This window comes from Staphylococcus cornubiensis (genome assembly GCF_900183575.1).
In the GTDB taxonomy this organism is placed as follows: Bacteria; Bacillota; Bacilli; order Staphylococcales; family Staphylococcaceae; genus Staphylococcus; species Staphylococcus cornubiensis.
On sequence record NZ_FXUZ01000009.1, the window covers coordinates 1 to 18278 of the forward strand.

At 38.2% G+C, this 18278-nt stretch carries 15 protein-coding genes; 12 read left to right on the forward strand and 3 right to left on the reverse strand.

Annotation, left to right across the window (positions count from 1 at the left end; translation table 11 throughout):
* Window positions 1–513 precede the first annotated feature (513 nt).
* The gene (locus CCE82_RS09005; RefSeq protein WP_086429067.1) at window positions 514–1650 is read right to left on the reverse strand and encodes a nucleotidyltransferase; all 1137 of its coding nucleotides are present in this window, start codon (window positions 1648–1650) and stop codon (window positions 514–516) included.
* A gap of 126 nt (window positions 1651–1776) precedes the next feature.
* Between CCE82_RS09005 and CCE82_RS09010 the strand changes: the two genes are divergently transcribed.
* The 5 genes from CCE82_RS09010 to pheT all read left to right on the forward strand — a co-directional run bounded on the left by CCE82_RS09010 (window position 1777) and on the right by pheT (window position 7293).
* On the forward strand, window positions 1777–2316 hold the full coding sequence (locus tag CCE82_RS09010; protein ID WP_086429068.1) for a YceD family protein: 540 nt from the start codon (window positions 1777–1779) through the stop codon (window positions 2314–2316).
* Window positions 2317–2371: 55 nt separating this feature from the next.
* Window positions 2372–2545 carry a 50S ribosomal protein L32 gene (rpmF, locus tag CCE82_RS09015; protein WP_086429069.1) on the forward strand — a complete coding sequence of 58 codons (174 nt, stop codon included), beginning with the start codon at window positions 2372–2374 and terminating at the stop codon, window positions 2543–2545.
* A 129-nt stretch (window positions 2546–2674) separates the two neighbouring features.
* Complete coding sequence (locus CCE82_RS09020) at window positions 2675–3421, forward strand: TrmH family RNA methyltransferase (protein ID WP_086429070.1); 747 nt, start codon at window positions 2675–2677, stop codon at window positions 3419–3421.
* A gap of 409 nt (window positions 3422–3830) precedes the next feature.
* Window positions 3831–4901 (forward strand): phenylalanine--tRNA ligase subunit alpha, encoded by a 1071-nt coding sequence (gene pheS, locus CCE82_RS09025; protein WP_086429071.1) that lies wholly within the window; start codon window positions 3831–3833, stop codon window positions 4899–4901.
* On the forward strand, window positions 4888–7293 hold the full coding sequence (gene pheT / locus CCE82_RS09030) for a phenylalanine--tRNA ligase subunit beta (RefSeq protein ID WP_086429072.1): 2406 nt from the start codon (window positions 4888–4890) through the stop codon (window positions 7291–7293). The genes pheS and pheT overlap by 14 nt, the downstream gene beginning before the upstream one ends.
* Window positions 7294–7410: 117 nt before the next feature.
* Here pheT and merB read toward each other — a convergent pair whose 3' ends face one another.
* Both merB and rnhC read right to left on the reverse strand, forming a co-directional pair.
* Window positions 7411–7998, reverse strand: coding sequence for an organomercurial lyase (gene merB / locus CCE82_RS09035; protein WP_086429073.1), 588 nt, complete (start codon window positions 7996–7998; stop codon window positions 7411–7413).
* Between the two features lie 1024 nt (window positions 7999–9022).
* On the reverse strand, window positions 9023–9961 hold the full coding sequence (gene rnhC / locus CCE82_RS09040; RefSeq protein ID WP_086429074.1) for a ribonuclease HIII: 939 nt from the start codon (window positions 9959–9961) through the stop codon (window positions 9023–9025).
* A gap of 143 nt (window positions 9962–10104) precedes the next feature.
* Between rnhC and CCE82_RS09045 the strand changes: the two genes are divergently transcribed.
* From CCE82_RS09045 to CCE82_RS09075, 7 genes are all read left to right on the forward strand, one after another.
* Window positions 10105–10371: a cell division protein ZapA gene (locus CCE82_RS09045; protein WP_086429075.1), complete on the forward strand. Its 267-nt coding sequence runs from the start codon at window positions 10105–10107 to the stop codon at window positions 10369–10371.
* A 1-nt stretch (window position 10372) separates the two neighbouring features.
* Window positions 10373–10894, forward strand: a complete 522-nt coding sequence (locus CCE82_RS09050) for a CvpA family protein (protein WP_086429076.1) — start codon at window positions 10373–10375, stop codon at window positions 10892–10894.
* A 72-nt stretch (window positions 10895–10966) separates the two neighbouring features.
* Entirely contained in the window at window positions 10967–12676 is a 1710-nt protein-coding gene (gene polX, locus CCE82_RS09055) for a DNA polymerase/3'-5' exonuclease PolX (RefSeq protein WP_086429077.1), read from the forward strand.
* 15 nt (window positions 12677–12691) lie between these two features.
* A complete protein-coding gene (locus tag CCE82_RS09060; protein ID WP_086429078.1) occupies window positions 12692–15040 on the forward strand; it encodes an endonuclease MutS2 in 2349 nt (782 codons plus the stop codon).
* 77 nt (window positions 15041–15117) lie between these two features.
* Window positions 15118–15432 carry a thioredoxin gene (trxA, locus tag CCE82_RS09065; protein ID WP_019166355.1) on the forward strand — a complete coding sequence of 105 codons (315 nt, stop codon included), beginning with the start codon at window positions 15118–15120 and terminating at the stop codon, window positions 15430–15432.
* 266 nt (window positions 15433–15698) lie between these two features.
* Window positions 15699–17486: an excinuclease ABC subunit UvrC gene (gene uvrC / locus CCE82_RS09070; protein WP_086429079.1), complete on the forward strand. Its 1788-nt coding sequence runs from the start codon at window positions 15699–15701 to the stop codon at window positions 17484–17486.
* Window positions 17487–17648: 162 nt separating this feature from the next.
* A complete protein-coding gene (locus tag CCE82_RS09075; protein WP_086429080.1) occupies window positions 17649–18260 on the forward strand; it encodes a succinate dehydrogenase cytochrome b558 subunit in 612 nt (203 codons plus the stop codon).
* Window positions 18261–18278: the final 18 nt, after the last annotated feature.

Here is an 18278-nt window from a genome sequence, read left to right on the forward strand (position 1 = left end):
GGCTGATACCATTAGCCCAGCTTGCAGAGTTGGCTTACGCAAGATATTGAACCGCCGAGTACGGAACCGTACGCTCGGTGGTGTGAGAGGACGAATAGTCAATTAATGACTATTCTCCTACTCGATTGTCCAACTCTTCCTCATTTTCGTCGTTATTATCATCAACTGTAGATATAGCTTCATGATAAATAGAGATGGGCATTTCATAATGTCCCAGTCCCAGACAGCTACTGCGTTAAACACTAGCTATTATCAAAGTTAGAAGATGTCATTTTGTTTTCAACTTCACCCCTCGGGAGTCTCACCCATTTTAGCAATTGAATATCAAAATCATAAATTAATGAAGGCAACCCCATAAGATCCAATGATGATGTCTCATTCATCCTCATTCTTGGCTGTTTTATCATCATTAATCGGTATCTGTCCATAATAAGGAATAGGGGCTGGGAAAACTAATGTCCCAGTCCCTTCCTACGATTTGTCAAGGGTCCATATGTTGTCTAACTCTAACATTCAACGACCACGCATAAAAACAGGCGTATTAAAATCTGTCATATCATCACCTGTCAATACATTGTAAATCTCGGTTGCTTTCACTTCATTTTTAAATAACTTTGCCGTCTCACGATTGATGTTGGTGATGATCCGGCGTTCAGGAAAATGCGTTTTTAAATATTTCAAATAGCGCTGACCTTGAGACGTCATGGCTAGCACTCTTACCGCACGGATTTCATCGGATACATCTGCATATTGAAAGTTCAACAACACATTCATTAAAATACGCTGAATATGGGTATAAGTATAACGCTTCGTTTTTAATTTTTGCATGAATGACGTATAGTCCGTGTTTGACAATGTTGCACGGTATAATCGATTTTCGAAACCTTCACTCATCGTATAAATGTTTTTTAATGTTTCAGGTGTCTGTTGTAAAATCGTAAATTTAATGAAGTCGAATAAACGCTGTTGGTCGTTAAAAGGTGTTCTCATTAAAGGAATGTTTTTTTCGGGCACCATCATTTGCCAAGCCTGATTGCCATCTGTAATTCCTTTACGAATCGCTGTACCACTTGCGATGGACGCATGTTGTATTTCGGTATCGTGATGTTGCGCTTCTGTTCGCGCAATCGTCATCGGTTGAATCGTACTTTGTTGAAGTTGCAATTGTTTTAAGTAGGCGATGGCCAAAATATTATTAGGCCGACTTAATAGATCGCTTTGCAATGTTTCTGCTGCGATTCTTGCGTAACTTTTACCCGACTTGATCGCTGTTTGAAAGGTAGGCGCTTTTTCGAGTTGAATGAGTTGGTGCGCAGCGTGTTCAAGTTGAGACAGTTCGCCGCTCTCACTTCCAAAACTTAAAACATCAGCTTGTAAGTAATCAGCAACTTTAACCCCCATTTTAGCGAAAATATCACTGGACGATAAAGAACCGACTAAGGGCATTTCTACTACTAAATCTATACCTTCAGTTGCCATTTGTGCACGTTTGAATTTGTTAAACATCGCAGGCATTCCTCGCATCATAAATTGACCGCTCATAATGGCGATGGAGACGTCACTTTGAGAAGCTTCTTTACTTTGTTGTGCGTGATAGAGATGGCCGTGATGAAAAGGATTATATTCTGTGATTATTGCGACACTTTTCATTTGCATTCTGTCCTTTCGTGTCTCATTATGAATATTGTATCAGAACTTAAGATGTTAAGAAAAAATCTTGACAACTTAACTATCAATAGTTAAAATAAATTTTGTGCTTGTTAGAGGTGAAGCCATATGAAGTGGTCAATAACACAATTGAGAAAATACCAAGGACAACCTTTTAAATTTAATCAGACCGTAACGTTTAACCATCTGATTCAAAACTTGGATCTTTTAGACTTATCACCGATTCAGATCGAGGGTGAGTTGATTGTTAAATCGAATGAGGTTGTTGCAACAATGCATTTAACTGGGCAATATACGATGGCGTGTGCGCGTACGTTAGTGCCTGTAGATGTACCTTTAGATGCAACAACAACGGAAGTGTTTGATTTAGATGGTTTGTATGAGGATGAGGACGATGAACATTATCATCTTGTCACAAATGGTATGATTGATCTTCGCGAAATTGCTGAGGAGATTGTTATGCTTGAGAAACCAATGCGTGTCGTTGCGGATGACAGCGATCAAATGCTTACTGGTGGTCAAGGTTGGGAAGTTATTGACGAAGATAATTTGGATAACGACCCATCTCAAGATGAATCACATGTGAATGTCGATCCAAGGCTTCAGAAATTACAACAATTATACGATGATAGTAATCATGCACGCTAAGTTTTTGAACTACGATGCGTCAAATGAATCGAATAAAAGGGAGGATTAACTAACCATGGCAGTACCAAAAAGAAGAACTTCTAAAACAAGAAAAAACAAACGCCGTACACACTTTAAATTATCAGTACCAGGTATGCAAGAATGCCCGAACTGTGGTGAATTTAAATTATCTCACCGTGTATGTCCAAACTGTGGTTCATACAAAGGTGAAGAAGTCGTTTCTAAATAATAGACTTTTTACAGTAAATTGATATTAATGTAAAATAGGACTGGAACAATCATTGTTCCAGTCCTATTTTTAATCCAAACGATGACAATAAACGTGTGTGAACATAAAATAAAGTGAGATGAGGCTATAATGGAAGCTATTACATCGGTACAGAATCCGAAAATTAAAAACTATAATAAATTAAAAAAGAAAAAAGAACGTGATAAGCAAGGTCTAGCGATTGTTGAAGGGTTTCATTTAGTTGAAGAAGCAGTCCGAAGTCAAATTAAAGTAACGCAATTGTTTATGATTGAGCCGAACCGTGTCCCAGCAGAACTGATTGAAGCGGCCGAGGAAGTGTATGAGATTACACAAAAAGTAGCCGAAGCATTATCAGGTACAGTCACACCTCAAGGAATATTTGCGATCATTGAAAAACCACAAGTGGACGTCACAACTGCAAAACAAGTGTTGATTTTAGATCGTATTCAAGATCCTGGCAACCTCGGTACCATGATTCGAACAGCTGATGCAGCAGGTTTAGATTTAATTGTGCTGACGAAAGGGACTGCAGATGTCTACCAAGATAAGGTGCTACGTGCTAGTCAAGGGAGTGTATTCCACATTCCAATTCAATACGTAGAAGATATGTCAGCGTGGATGTCGGCATTTGAAGGACCAATTTACGGTACAGCATTACAAGATGCGACGACGTATCATCAGGTCGCAAGCCAACAAGAGACATTTGCGCTCATACTTGGCAATGAAGGTGAAGGGGTTGCGCCAGAGTTATTAGCGCATACGACACAAAACTTGACGATCCCTATTTATGGTCAAGCTGAAAGTTTAAATGTCGCGGTTGCAGCTGGTATTTTAATGTTTTATTTAAAGGGATAGACTGTGGGTTGACCCTTAGAGTACGCATGTATATAATAGACGTATTAACAATTCAACAAACTGCTAATAAAAAGACGTAAACTATTATCGAGATTGTACAGGGAAGTCTGACATGAACTGCGAATCGGACTCAATCTACATAGTTTTTTTCACCTTTTTAGCTACTTAAAGAGATTTAAGTCGGAAGTATGATCCGTTATCAACATAAATTCAGAGTGTATGTGTCTTGGATACATAAAACTGGGTGGTACCACGGAAGAGAGATTTCGTCCCAATAGTGCGGGCGGAGTCTTTTTTATTTGTGTAAAAAGAGATATGTAACAAATTGCTCACCAAGCATATCGCGTGATGAAAGTTGATAAAAGCGTTTGCGTATGAATGGCGTTAAAGATTAAAAGGAGGAATGACAATGGTGCAAAATGAAGCAATGATTCAAATCAAAAATGAAGCAATGACTGATATTGAACAAGCACAAGATGAAAAAGCGTTACAAGATGTAAAGGTCAAATATTTTGGGAAAAAAGGTCAAGTGACAGGTCTGATGAAACAAATGAAAGACTTGCCGAAAGAAGATCGACCAGCTTATGGGCAAAGTGTGAATGAAGTACGTCAAGCAATTGAAGGGGCAATTACTGAACGTCAAACAATTCTTGCTGAAGCACAATTGAATCAACAGCTTGCAGAAGAATCAATTGATGTGACACTTCCTGGCCGTACAGTGGCAACAGGGGCACAGCATCCTTTAACACGTACAGTGGAAGAAATTGAAGACTTGTTTTTAGGTTTAGGTTATGAAATTGTGACAGGCTATGAAGTGGAACAAGATTATTACAATTTCGAAGCGCTCAACTTACCGAAATCACATCCAGCGCGTGATATGCAAGACAGTTTTTATATTACTGAGGAAGTATTATTACGTACACACACATCTCCTGTACAAGCACGTACAATGGAGCAACGTAATGGTCAAGGTCCAGTGAAAATCATTTGTCCGGGTAAAGTATACCGTCGTGACTCGGATGATGCGACACATAGCCATCAATTTACACAAATCGAAGGCCTTGTGGTGGATGAAAATATTAAAATGAGTGATTTGAAAGGCACGCTCGAATTATTAGCGAAATCATTATTTGGTGCGGATCGCGAAATTCGTTTACGTCCAAGTTATTTCCCATTTACAGAGCCATCTGTTGAAGTTGACGTATCATGTTTCAAATGTAAAGGGAAAGGCTGTAACGTGTGTAAACATACAGGATGGATTGAAATTTTAGGTGCAGGTATGGTACATCCGAACGTACTTGAAATGGCTGGATTTGATTCAAAAAAATATTCAGGATTTGCGTTTGGTATGGGACCAGATCGTATCGCGATGTTGAAATATGGCATTGAAGATATTCGTCATTTCTATACGAATGATATCCGTTTCTTAAATCAATTTAAAGCTGTAGAAGATAGAGGTGAACAACATGTTAATATCTAAAGAATGGTTAGAAACATATGTAGATTTAGATGTCTCAGTTGAAGCATTGGCTGAACGTATTACACGTACCGGAATTGAAGTCGATGATATTCAAGACTTTACGAAAGACATTAAAAATTTAGTTGTCGGTTATGTTGAAGACATCGCACCACACCCAGATGCGGATAAGCTCAACATTTGCCAAGTGAATATTGGTGAAGACGCCCCTGTACAAATTGTTTGTGGTGCGCCGAACGTAGGTGCTGGTCAAACAGTAATCGTCGCAAAAGTAGGTGGGCGTTTACCAGGTGGTATTAAAATCAAGCGCGCCAAATTACGTGGTCAAGTGTCTGAAGGTATGATTTGTTCACTTCAAGAAATCGGTCTGCCAAGTAATGTGGTACCGAAAGCATTTGAAGATGGCATTTATCAATTTGCGACTGCCATTGAACCAGGCACAGATGCGTTAAAAGCGTTGTATTTGGATGACCAAATGATGGAATTTGACTTAACGCCGAACCGAGCAGATGCATTAAGTATGATTGGTACAGCTTATGAGGCGGCTGCATTGTACGATAAAAAAGTTCAAAAACCAGAAACAACTGTGACTGCACAATCCAAGCAAGCACAAGAAACATTATCAGTAAAAGTAGAAGATACAACGCAAGTACCATATTACAGTGCACGTGTCGTTGAAAATGTACACATCGCACCATCGCCTGAATGGATGCAAGCACGTTTAATGAAAGCGGGCATTCGTCCAATTAATAACGTGGTCGATATTTCAAACTATGTGATGTTAGAATACGGCCAACCGTTGCATATGTTTGATAAAGACCATATCGGTTCAAACGAGATTGTCGTTCGACTCGCACATGAAAACGAGAAAATGACAACATTAGATGATCAAGAACGTGAACTATTATCAAGCGATATCGTCATTACGAATGGTCAACAACCGATTGCACTTGGTGGAGTTATGGGCGGCGATTTCTCTGAAGTAACACCAGAAACGAAAAATGTCGTTGTGGAAGGTGCGATTTTCAACCCAGTGGCAATCCGTCATACATCAAGACGTTTGAACTTGCGCAGTGAATCTTCTAGTCGTTTTGAAAAAGGCATTGCGACAGAATTTTTAAATGAAGCTGTAGACCGTGCATGTTATTTACTCGAAACATTAGCACAAGGTCAAGTGTTAGACGGTCGCGTGACAGATGGTGATTTAGGTGAATTGGTGACGGACATTACGATTACGGCGGATAAAGTGAATCGTACGGTCGGTTTTGAATTGACAGAAGAGGATATCGTGCGTGTATTTGAACAACTCGGCTTTGATACGGAGACAACGAATAACGACATTCATGTGAAAGTGCCATCACGTCGTCGCGATATTACAATTGAAGCGGATTTAATTGAAGAAATCGCACGTATTTACGGTTATGACAATATTCCATCTACATTACCTGTATTTGAAGATGTGACAAGTGGCGCACTCACTGACCGTCAACGTAAAACACGTGTCGTGAAACGTACATTAGAAGGGGCAGGTTTATCACAAGCGATTACATACTCATTGGTAGATCGTGAACGTGCGACAGCCTTTACAACAGCAGCACATGACACAGTTGAGTTGTTGATGCCAATGAGTGAAGCCCATTCAACATTGCGTCAAAGTTTAATTCCACATTTGATTGATGCAACACAATATAATGTTGCACGTAAAAATCAGGATATTGCGCTATATGAATTAGGAAATGTCTTTTTCGGTCAAGAAGGCGAAACATTACCAGAACAAGTGGAATATTTAAGTGGAATTATGACAGGAGAATACGTATCGAATCCATGGCAAGGTAAAAAAGAAGTGGTTGATTTTTATCTTGTTAAAGGCATGGTAGAACATGTTGCAGATCAACTTGCATTACACTTTGACTATGAAACAACACAAATCGATGGATTGCACCCTGGTCGTACAGCTGCAGTCACATTAAATGGAGAAGCGATTGGTTTTATTGGTGAATTACATCCAACTGTAGCTAAAACTTATGATTTAGGTCGTACGTATATTTTTGAACTCAACTACGAAAAAATCATGCAACAATCAGTCGGCTATATTAATTATCAACCGATTCCTAAATTCCCAGGTGTGACACGTGACATTGCACTCGTAGTAGATTCAGAAGTACGTGCCGCAAGCCTTATTCAAACAATTCATCAAAATGGCGGTTCTATTTTAAAAGATGCGCATGTCTTTGATGTGTATGAAGGCGAACATATGGAAGCGGGTAAAAAATCTGTTGCGATTCGTTTAGCTTACTTAGATGAGAGTAATACATTAACAGAAGAGCAAGTCACAAAAGTTCATGAAGCGATTCTTGCAGCGTTAGAAGCTCAAGGCGCAACATTACGTGGCTAAGAAACGATAAGATAAAACACCAAGTAACGCGCAAAGTTGCTTGGTGTTTTTTGAGCTGTTTTGTTATATGGAAAATTGATATACTTCAACCGATAACCTTAACTGTACATGTCATGATTAACAACAGCTACCACATTGCACTGGCTGATAACGAAATAATGCCTTTGCGATTTGATTCGCTTCGTCTAAGTTTAATATTTGATAAGGTCCTGTGTATTGAACTTGCTGGAGATAATCTAAGATGTTTTGCGCGCTTGTAAAAAAGTGAATATAAGGACAACATTCAAGATTGCAATTTTCTCTTTTCAGCACATCTTTATATAATACAAAAATATCTTGTTCATTTCGATTGATGATGTATCCGTCTTTCATTTCAAGGTGAATAGGCGTGTGTGTCAATTCATCTTCACTTTCAATCGTAATATTCGAATTAAGCGTATAGTGTATACCTATCGCATCAATTGCACACATCGCAAATACTGGCATTGTACTTTCCGTTGTGTACACTTTTTTATTCGTTTCCTTAAGTGATATCGGATAAATAGAAATCAGCTCACCATTTTCCGCAACCGCAACATTTTTATCAATGAGCGTTTGGTATTCAGCTTTTACGTTGATGCGCGCACTCGGGTTTTCACAAATTTGATGAATGATTTCAAGTCTTAAGTCATTTTCTGCTTCAGTTAAACCGTGAGTAAAATTCAAGTCAATCCCTCAAATCGTAATTATTTCGATTTATTATACATGGAATATACTTTGAAGTAAATGTAAAAGTCCAAAAGAACAAATACAGTATAAATTTTGATGCGCAAAAAGTAGAGATGAATTAAATTGAAAAATCGTCTATCAAAACGTAAGAGTGAAGCAATAGATCAAAGAAAGCTAAAGAAAAGCAGATACACAGTAAATCAAGGGAGTGAGGATTGAAGTTATCCACAAGTTGACCAAAAAGAAAAACGACGACAAATATAAAAATGATTCAAAAATCAAAAAGATGTAAAAGGCACGAATCATATTCAATAAAAGAGATGGTGTCTACAATAGAAAAAGTAGGGTAGTGTAAGGGAAATAGTAATCGAAAAAGCAGATACACAGCGAATCAAAGGGGTAAGGATTAGAGTCATCCACATGTTGATAAATCAGAAATGCACCAATGATTGCAAGAATCACGCAAGACTCCTGAGATAAGTTCAGAAAAACACATGAATCATCAATATTAAGAAGTTGGGGATTCAATGAAAAAAGGCGTTGATTGAGAAAAAGTAACCTAAGAAAAGCAGATGTGCACTGAGTCAAAGTGAGAAGGATTGAAGTCCACGACAATTCGAGTGAACAGAAAAACGACGACAAATATAAAAATGATTCAAAAATCAAAAAGATGTAAAAGGCACGAATCATATTCAATAAAAGAGATGGTGTCTACAATAGAAAAAGTAGGGTAGTGCAAGGGAAATAGTAATCGAAAAAGCAGATACACAGCGAATCAAAGGGGTAAGGATTAGAGTCATCCACATGTCGAAAAAACAGAAAAGCTCCAAAAGTTGCAAGAACTGTGCAAGACTCCTGAGGGATCAGCTGGCCCGGAAAATCCAATTTGGCTTCCAACAATGTATACTTTAATCAAGCCAAATTGAGTTGAAGGGCCAGCCCCTAGGAAAGCGCCGCACAGTTTTGCAACCAAAGGATTGCTTGTCATTGTTACTTGAAATGTTACTAAATCAAAAAACAATCAACGTTTTGAATTCACTAGTGCCAATGCTTTATTGCGATTACTAAAATGACTTTTACTTATTCCATCAAGCACCTCAACGCCATATTTCTCAATCACCTTTGCCGCCGCCACATCCACCTTATGACTCGCACCTTTCAAAATCTCCATCCGATAACGTTTCGACAACTGATCCATATGTTTCACAAAAGCATATCGTGAAATAATACTTGCCGCCGCAATCGCCAATGACTTCGATTCACCTTTCGTCTCATATTTCGTTTTCTGACGTTCCGGCACTTCACCTAAAACATAATGTTCGTAAACCTCACGTTTGGCAAACTGATCAATCACAATGTAATCGACCACATCTGCATCGACTTTCTTTAATACATTTTTAATACATTCATTATGTAGGACGGCTTTCATTTTCACTTGTGACCACCCTAAACGTTGACGTTCATTATATTTCGGGTTGTCCAAAACAAGTAAAGAATGGGGTAAAAATGTGACGAGTTGTTCCGCCAATTCAACAATCTTTTTATCGGTTAAACGCTTGGAATCGTCTACACCTAATTCTTTTAAAACAGGAATGTGTTGCGAAGAGACATAGCAAGCACAAACCGTTAAAGGTCCGAAATAATCGCCGCTGCCTGCTTCATCACTCCCAATACAACTATGGGCATTATATGCGATAGTATGTGTTTCAGTTGATTTTTTCTTTTTAGGTATGTTTGTCGTGTCCGATGCCGCGTCAGATGCGCCCAACAATTTTGTACATACAGCTTCTGCATTTTTACCTTGAAACATCACTTTTTGTGAACGGTAAATACTGATTGTGACTCCCTCATATTTCTTTCGTGCTTGCATGCCAGTAGGTAATCCTTCTGTGTCAGCTTGCAGTCGTTTAATGAGTCCGTCAATTTCAGTTGTGTTCAGCTTTTTAACGATCGTTGACATGTGATCACCTCGCTTCTTTTTTCACTTTCAAATCGTAACATAGAATCAATAAGACGGAAACAATGAATGATACACAAATGTTACTAACTCGTGTATAATGAACCATGATAAATAAAAAAGATAATAAGGCTAGGTGAGTGAAGATGGGTGAGTTTAAAAACCGAATCAATGTAACGATTAATGATCAAAACTATACGATTTTAGGGGAAGACGATCCTGAACGCATTCGTTATGTCGCTGACTTAGTAGATGGTAAAATTCGAGAGTTAGGACGTCGAAATGCAGGGCTAGATTCTGTACGTAAATCTGTACTTACTGCGGTAAACGTCATGCATGAGCTCGTGTTATTAGAAGAAGAAAATGCACTACTTAGAGAAGAAATCCAACGTTTAAAACATAGGGGCCACTAATGTGTATCTACTATTCATTTTAATCGTCATGCTGTTTTTTGCAATGACAGGGTTTCATAGAGGTTGGAAGGTCAGTGCCTTACATTTGGGGAGTACATATTTTTCTTTATGGGTTGCAGCTCAATTTTATCAGCCACTCAGTCATTATTTTAGATTGTTTATTCCGTATCCGCGAACCATCGCATTTGATACCCAGTTCGCTATAAGTATCGAGCAACCAGAAATGCGCTTCAATCATGTGATCGTATTTTTGTTACTCGTGCTCGTCGTGAAAACGATGTTGTACTTTGCGATTGGCAGTTTTAATAGTGTATTTACATTGCAACGACTTGGATGGTCCAGTAGAATAATAGGCGCATGTCTCGCTTGTTGTTCGGGTATCATTTTTCTACATTTTAGTTGTTATGTTACCGCACTTTATCCGAATGAGACGATACAGTATGCACTCGCACAATCACAAGTTGCACAATGGTTCATTAGCCATATCCCATTTTTATCTGAGTTTACATTGAATTTGAAATAAAACAGACGAACGAGGCTGAGACTGATATGTGTTGTCACATGGTTTCACCCTCTTTTTTAATGAGGTGATGAGATGACTAAGAAAGATGTAATTCGTTTATTAGAAGAAATCGCGACTTATATGGAGTTAAAGGGAGAAAATACGTTCAAAGTCTCTGCATATCGTAAAGCTGTACAAAGTTTAGAAGCAGATGAACGTACAATGGATCAAATTGAAGATGTAACAGAGTTGAAAAATATAGGTAAAGGTGTAGGAGAGGTCATCAATACATTTTTAGAAACAGGTGAATCGCCTACGCTTAATACATTAAAAGAAGAAGTGCCAAGTGGTTTAATTCCGTTATTGAAAATTAAAGGGCTCGGAAGTAAACGTATTGCACGTCTTTATAAAGAATTAAACATTACTGATCGAGCATCCTTTCAAAAAGCATGTGAAAACCATGAAATTAGTGCTTTAGATGGCTTTGGCAAGAAAACAGAAGAAAAATATTTAGAAGCTGTTCGTGAGTTAGGGGCTAAAAAAGAAGCTTATCCTATTGATACGATGAAAGGACTAAACGCACTCATTACAAAGCATTTACAGTCGATTGAAGCGATTGAACGTTTTGAAGTGGCGGGAAGTTTTCGTCGTAAGAAAGAAATGAGTAAAGATTTAGATTACATTATTAGTACAAATGAACCACTTGAAGTTCAAAAGCAACTTTTAGCGATACCTGAAAAGGTGGAAGAGGTAGCTGTAGGAGAAACGAAAGTCTCACTTGAACTGAGTTTTGATGACGAAACCATTGGCGTCGATTTTCGTTTGATTGAACCTGCTGCATTTTATCATACGTTGCAACATTTCACGGGTTCTAAAGATCATAATATTCGTATTCGTCAAATTGCAAAACAAACGAACGAAAAAGTGAGTGAATATGGTATCGAACAACCGGATGGCACTTTGTTGCAACTCGATAGTGAAGCGGCGATTTATGAACATTTTGGTGCCAAGTGGATTGAACCGAGTATGCGTGAAGATGGTTCGGAATTTGATAAAGATTTATCTGGAATCATCACACTCGATGATATTAATGGTGATATTCATATGCATACAACTGCGAGTGACGGGGCATTTTCATTAAGAGAAATGGTCGAAGCAAATATTGAAAAAGGCTACAAATTTATGTGTATTACGGATCATTCTCAAAGTTTGCGTGTCGCGAATGGCTTGTCTGTTGAACGCTTATTGAAACAAAATGAAGAAATTAAAAAATTAAATGAAGAATACTCAGAAATTGATATTTACTCAGGTACAGAAATGGATATTTTGCCGGATGGTCGATTAGATTACGATGATGAGGTGCTGGCTCAGTTGGATTATGTCATTGCTGCGATTCATCAAAGTTTTAATCAATCAGAAGAAGAGATCATGAAGCGATTAGAAGCAGCATGTCGTAACCCTTATGTTCGCCATATTGCACATCCAACAGGGCGTATTATCGGACGACGTGATGGTTATAAACCGAATATGTCACAGTTGATTGAGCTATGTCGTGAAACGGGCACAGTGCTTGAAATTAATGCAAATCCGAAACGTTTAGATTTGAGTGCTGAAGTGTTGCGCCAAAATCCAGGTTTGAAAGTCGCGATTAATACGGATGCGCATCACGTCGATCATTTGAACTTCATGGATTATGGTATTGCGACAGCGCAAAAAGGCTTCGTCAAAAAAGAAGATGTTGTGAATGCGATGTCTCGTGAAGCATTTAAGAAATTTATTACACAACCCAAAACTGTTGAATAGAAATTGAGGGATTGGATGAAACAAAAAACTTTAGAAATATTGGAATTTAATAAAGTCAAGTCATTGATTGAGCAAGAGGTCATCAGTGATTTGGCGATTGAAAAGGTACAACAATTAGAACCATCGTCTGACTATGACGCAGTGGTTTTTCAAATGAATGAAGTGGACGAAATCGCTCAAATTTATAATCAATACCGCTTACCAAGTATGAGTGGTTTGTCACGCATACAACCTTATGTGAAGCGTTCACAAATTGGTGGCACATTGAACGTACAAGAGCTCAATGCGATTAAAGCGCTGATTCAAGTCCAAAACCAATTTAAGACATTTTATAATCAACTCGTGGAAGACGAAGAAGCGGTCAATTATGAAATTTTGGATGAGCAGATGCAACAGCTCCCTGTATTGACCCATTTATACCAATCGATTCATCAAAAATGTGATGCACAAGACTTGTATGATTCAGCGAGTATGGAGCTACAATCGATTCGAAGCCGTATTTCTAAAACGAATCAACGTGTCCGTGCACAATTAGATCGTATGGTGAAATCAACGAGCAATCAGAAAAAATTATCTGATGCAATTGTGACGGTGAGAAATGAACGTAACGTGATTCCTGTACGAGCAGAGTACCGTCAAGATTTTAACGGGATTGTGCATGATCAGTCTGCCTCAGGTCAAACCCTTTACATCGAGCCTTCTGCAGTCGTTGAGTTGAACAATCAAATTAGTCGTCTACGTAGCGAGGAAGCAACAGAAGTCCAACGCATTCTTGCTGAGTTAACAGCTGAAGTGGCAGAAGAAGCTGAAGCGTGTTTGATATCCGAACGTGTGATGGGGCATTTAGACTTTTTAATTGGTAAAGCACGTTATGGTGCAAAAATTAAAGGAACTAAACCGACATTTTCAGAACAGCGACACGTGTATTTACCGAAAGCATTTCATCCGTTACTCGACCGAGAAACTGTAGTAGCAAATACGATTGAATTTGAGTCTTCTATTCAAACAGTGATTATTACCGGTCCAAATACAGGGGGTAAAACAGTCACATTAAAAACGTTAGGCTTAATTATTCTTATGGCGCAATCAGGCTTGTTAATTCCAACGTTGGATGGCAGTCAGCTGAGTGTGTTTGACAACGTCTTTTGTGACATAGGTGATGAACAGTCGATTGAGCAGTCGTTGTCTACGTTCTCTTCTCATATGAAAACCATTGTAAATATTTTAGAAGAAGCGAATGATAAGAGTTTGATTTTATTTGATGAACTTGGTGCCGGTACAGACCCGAGTGAAGGTGCAGCACTCGCAATGAGTATTTTAGACCATGTGCATGATATGGGCGCGCTTGTCATGGCGACGACGCACTATCCTGAATTGAAAGCGTACAGTTACAATCGTGCAGGTGTCATGAATGCGAGTGTTGAATTTGACGTTGATACATTAAGTCCGACGTACAAATTATTGATGGGCGTACCAGGTCGTTCGAATGCGTTTGATATTTCGAAACGTTTAGGTCTTGGCTTGAAAATCATTAACCATGCGAAATCTATGATAGGTCAAGACGAGCAAGAAATTAACGAGATGATTGCGTCCCTCGAAAAAAATGCGAAACGTGTAGATGACCAACGTATTGAACTCGATCGCCTCGTCCGTGAAGCGTCACAAATTCATAATGACTTGTCACGTGCATATCAGCAATATCAAAATATGGAATCTCGTTTAATAGAGGAAGCGAAAGATAAAGCCAATCAACGTGTCAAAGCGGCGATGGAAGAAGCAGATGACATATTGAAATCATTACGTGATATGCGTGACCAAAAAGGCGCAGAAGTGAAAGAACACGAGCTGATTGATCAACGGAAACGTCTAGAAGACCAATATGAAGCGAAATCAATTAAGCAAAATGTGAAAAAGCAAAAATGGGACGAAATTAAAGCGGGTGACGAAGTTAAAGTGCTTTCTTATGGTCAAAAAGGGGAAGTGCTTGAAGTATTAGATGATGACGAAGCGGTCGTTCAAATGGGCATTATTAAAATGAAATTGCCATTAAGTGACCTTGAGAAGAAAGAAAAGGCAAAAGAGCAACCGAAAAAAGTCGTCACACGTACGAATCGTTCAACAGTTAAAATGGAACTGGATTTAAGAGGATATCGTTATGATGAAGCGATGGTCGCACTCGATCAGTATCTTGATCAAGCGGTACTCAGTAACTATGAAGATGTTTATATCATTCATGGTAAAGGAACGGGCGCATTACAAAAAGGCGTGCAGCAACATTTGAAACGTCATAAAAGTGTAGCGGACTTCAGAGGTGGAATGCCGAGTGAAGGTGGATTTGGTGTAACGGTCGTGACGTTGAAATAGTGAGCATGATAAGTGAAATCATGTGCACGATTTGATATAATTTTAATATCAGACGAAATTTAAGGAGGAAACTTCCTATGGCAATAATAGAAGTGAAAGATTCTAATTTTGACGAACAAATCCAATCAGGTGTAAAACTAGTAGACTTTTGGGCAACTTGGTGTGGCCCTTGTAAAATGATTGCGCCTGTATTAGAAGATTTAGCAAGTGACTACGAAGGTAAAGCTGACATTTTAAAATTAGATGTTGACCAAAACCAAGCGACTGCAGCAAAATTTGAAGTAATGAGCATTCCAACTTTAATCGTATTTAAAGATGGTCAACCTGTAGACAAAGTTGTTGGCTTCCAACCAAAAGAAAACTTAGCACAAGTATTAGATAAACACGTATAATCACATATTCACTTTTATTAAAATAGATGAATTTAAAAAGTTAGAATATACAATTACAGTTATTTGATTGAATGAAAAGCGCAGTCGGTGATAAGTGACTCCGCGTGCTTGTAAATATGAAATGAATCACCGTTGCGGGAGTGAAACAGTCATTGAAGCATTGATATGACGTTCGTTTCACTCCTTTTCGTTGTTTAAAACAGCTATGATGTTACGATAAGATTTGACGCACTGAAGGTAGGAGACGTAAAGAAGGTGAATGATGCATGGAGGAAACGCAAAGTCGAATTAAACAAAAGTTGTCCGTTTTACCTATGGAACCAGGTTGCTATTTAATGAAAGACCGACAAAACCAAGTGATTTATGTAGGGAAAGCGAAAAAGTTAAGAAATCGTGTCCGTTCTTATTTTACAGGCGCCCACGATACAAAAACAACACGTTTAGTTCGAGAGATTGTTGATTTTGAGTATATCGTGACATCGAGTGAAACAGAGTCACTATTACTTGAGTTAAACTTAATTAAAAAATACCAACCGCGATACAATATTTTATTAAAAGATGACAAGAGCTATCCTTTTATTAAAATTACGAAAGAACGCCATCCCAAGTTGATTGTGACGCGTACAGTACGTAAAGGAAGCGGAAAATATTTTGGGCCATACCCGAATGCTTACTCGGCACATGAAACGAAGAAGTTGTTGGATCGCATTTATCCATTTCGAAAATGTGATAAAATGCCGGATCGTTTATGTTTGTACTATCATATTGGACAGTGTTTAGGGCCGTGCGTTTATCCTGTTGAACAAACGGAATATGAGCGTATGACAAAAGAGATTACTGAGTTTTTAAATGGTGAAGATAAAACCATCTTAAAAAACTTAGAAGAGAAAATGATGAAGGCAAGTGAAAATCTAGAGTTCGAGCAAGCAAAGGAATATCGTGATCTCATACAGCATGTGAATAATTTGACGAAAAAACAAAAAATTATGTCTGTCGATCAAACAGTGCGTGACGTTTTTGGGTATTATGTCGATAAAGGATGGATGTGTATTCAAGTGTTCTTTATTAGACAAGGGAATTTGATTGAACGTGAGGCGACGATGTTTCCATTACAACAAACGCCTGAAGAAGAGTTCTATACGTTTATTGGTCAATTTTATCAATTGAATCAACATTTTTTACCAAAAGAAGTGCATATTCCGAAACAACTCGACGTAGAAATGGTCCATTCCGTTGTGGATACGAACATTCTCACGCCTCAACGTGGACAGAAAAAACAATTAGTCGATATGGCAAATAAAAACGCACGTATATCATTAGAGAATAAATTTGAATTAATCGCACGTGATGAATCTCGTACGATTAAAGCGATTGAGCAACTCGGTGATGCGATGGGTATTCAGACGCCTATTCGTATTGAAGCATTTGATAACTCAAACATTCAAGGTGTCGATCCGGTATCCGCAATGGTCAGCTTTGTTGATGGTAAACCTGATAAAAAAGGGTATCGTAAATATAAAATTAAATCTGTTGAAGGCCCGGATGATTATAAATCCATGCAAGAAGCGGTGCGTCGTCGTTATACACGCGTATTAAATGAAGGGTTACCACTGCCAGACTTAATTATCATTGACGGTGGGAAAGGGCATATGTCGAGTGTGGCGGACGTACTTGAAAACGAACTTGGGTTAGATATTACGATTGCAGGTCTAGCCAAAAATGATAAACACCAAACTTCAGAATTATTATATGGAGAGACTGCACAAGTAGTTCCACTAAAGAAAAACAGTCAAGCTTTCTATTTATTACAACGCATTCAAGATGAAGTGCATCGATTCGCGATTACTTTCCATCGTCAAACACGTCAAAAGACAGGATTACGTTCTATATTAGATCAAGTGGAAGGCATCGGCCCCAAACGAAAGACAAAATTATTGCGCACATTTGGATCGATTAAAAAAATGCGTGAAGCTTCTGTAGAGACATTGCAAGAAGCAGGATTACCGAAAAAAACAGCTGAGGTTCTTTTTAAAACATTGCAAGAGGAAGACTAGATAAATTTGGTATGAGAATCATTCTCATACCCAAATTTGTCACAATTAATGTTACAATAATAGAGAGTTGATTTCTTTTTTTAATATGATATGCAAACGTTTTCTGAATAGACAATAATGAAAGAAATCAAAAAATTAAAAGTATCGCAGGGGGGACTTCCTTTGGCACATTCAAAGAACCAATTCTACCTTAGACGTTTACATTCGTTACTTGGTGTCATTCCATTAGGTGGCTTTTTACTCGTTCACTTACTGGTTAACCATCAAGCAACACAAGGGGTGGAAGCATTTAATAAGGCGGCTAGTATGATGGAGTCGCTACCATTTTTATATGCTTTAGAGATTATCATGATATACATTCCAATTTTATATCATGCAGTCTACGGCGTACATATTGCGTTCACAGCGAGTCACAACATCGGACATCATTCGTATATGCGAAATTGGATGTTCTTATTTCAACGTATTTCGGGCATTTTAACGTTTATTTTCGTAATGATTCACGTGTGGCAAACACGTATTCAAAAGTTTTTTGGCCAAGAAGTGAATTATGACATGGTACATGACATCGTATCGAATCCTTTTTGGTTAGTGTTCTACATCGTGTGTATCATTGCAGTGGTATTCCATTTCTCAAATGGTTTATGGTCATTTTTAGTAACTTGGGGCATTTTGCAATCACCAAAATCACAAAAAGTATTTACTTGGGTATCACTTGTAATTTTCATTGTGGTTTCATATATCGGTGTGAGTGCAATTTTAGCTTTCGTATAAACGTTTAATCATTTCAGG